This window comes from Photorhabdus tasmaniensis (genome assembly GCF_011189505.1).
GTDB lineage: Bacteria > Pseudomonadota > Gammaproteobacteria > Enterobacterales > Enterobacteriaceae > Photorhabdus > Photorhabdus tasmaniensis.
The window spans coordinates 1-1,728 of record NZ_PUJU01000138.1; the positions used below are offsets into that span (position 1 = coordinate 1).

The 1,728-nt window shown below is 47.7% G+C and carries 1 protein-coding gene; it reads left to right on the forward strand.

Annotated features, from left to right (window positions below; all coding sequences use genetic code 11):
• Positions 1-132: 132 nt before the first annotated feature.
• On the forward strand, positions 133-1,728 hold a 1,596-nt coding region (locus C5471_RS23135; RefSeq protein WP_166296556.1), incomplete at its 3' end, for an IS1634 family transposase.

The window sequence follows — 1,728 nt, forward strand, 5'->3', positions numbered from 1 at the left end:
CCGTCATTCCGCACCGTATTTATGATTTAAAAATAATGTGATCTTACACAGGTTTTTTGTATTGATGACATTAGTGGGATTGACGGCAATCGCCAATTTTGATCTATTACTTTTATTTGCCGGAAAGCCAATATGTCCACATCTGTACCTGCCATTAAACGTCTCGATCATCTTGGCCTTATCGCCGCTTTTTGTCATGAAGCCGGTTTACCCCGCATGATTGATGCCATTATCCCAAAATATTCATCGCATACTGTCTCTCACGGCGACGCTTTTCTGGCGATGATCCTTAACGGGCTGGGGTTTCACAGCCGAACGTTGCACATGTTTTCCGGCTTTTTTCAACATAAGCCGATTGCGCGTTTAATTGGCGCTGACATTGAAGCTGAACACCTTAATGATGATGTGCTCGGCCGTACACTGGATGCCTTATATGAAGCGGGGGTGTCGGAAGTTTATCAGGTGCTTGCTGAGCAAGTGGTTGATAAATTGGGGTTAAATCCCAATTCCGTTCATTTGGATATCACGAGTTTTCATGTCGATGGTGACTATGACAGCGCGTTGGGAGATGACACAAAACGCATTGCGCTAGTGCCGGGTTATAGCCGGGATCACCGGCCCGAGCTGAACCAGGTTGTCCTTGAACTGATTTGCGAAAATCAGGCAGGTATCCCTGTCTACATGCAGGCCATGAGCGGGAATACGAATGATGCCAAAGCCTTTGCCCAGACGATCAAAACCCATATTCAATGCCTGAAGGCGGCACAAAACAGCCGCTACTTTGTGGCCGATGCCGCACTTTATACTGAAGCCGCGCTCGCTTCTCTTCATCAGCAAAAACAACGATTTATTACGCGCGTTCCCTTGACTATCAAGGAAGCTAAACAGCATCTCCTGAACGTGACAGCAGAGCAATTCAGCCCCATCAGTGAGGGCTATTCAGGCTGCTGGGTGACGTCATCGTATGGCGGTGTTCCTCAGCGTTGGTTACTGGTGAACAGTACAGCGGCAGAAAAACGTGAAAACCAGACTTTCCGGAAAAACACACTCAGGGAAACAGAAAACGAGTCTAAACAGTTCGACAAACTGGGCAAAAAATCCTTTGCCTGCCGGGAAGATGCCTTACAGGCACTGCATGATTTTGAGTCTCAATGTCAGTTTATCGGCATCGCCTCGCCGGAAATTCAGGCGATTACCGCGTATGCGGGGCGCGGGAAACCCGGCAAGCATCACCCCCCCAAATCGGTTCATTATCAATTAGCCGGTCAGGTTTATACCCGGTTAAACAATGTGAAACAGGCCAGATTGCGGGTCGGGAGGTTTATTTTAGCGACCAATGAACAGGATGAAGGACAGCTTGATATGGCGGCGTTACTGGCTAATTATAAGGCACAACAAACGGTGGAGCGGGGTTTTCGATTCCTGAAAAGCCGGGAATTCCTGACGTCTGCCATTTTCCTGAAAAAACCGGAGCGGATAGAAGCGCTGTTAATGGTGATGACCAGTTGTCTCATGGTTTATGCGGCGCTGGAGCATAAAATTCGCCATGAATTGAAACAAAGTGTGCCGTTTTTCCCCGATATGAAGAACAAACCGACACAATCCCCCACCGCGCGTTGGGTGTTTCTGGCCTTTGAAGGGATCAGCACCTTTGAATTTCAAGAACATAAAATGGTGACAGGAATGCAATCTTACCACCATGAGCTTTTGAGTTTATTAGGTGCACAA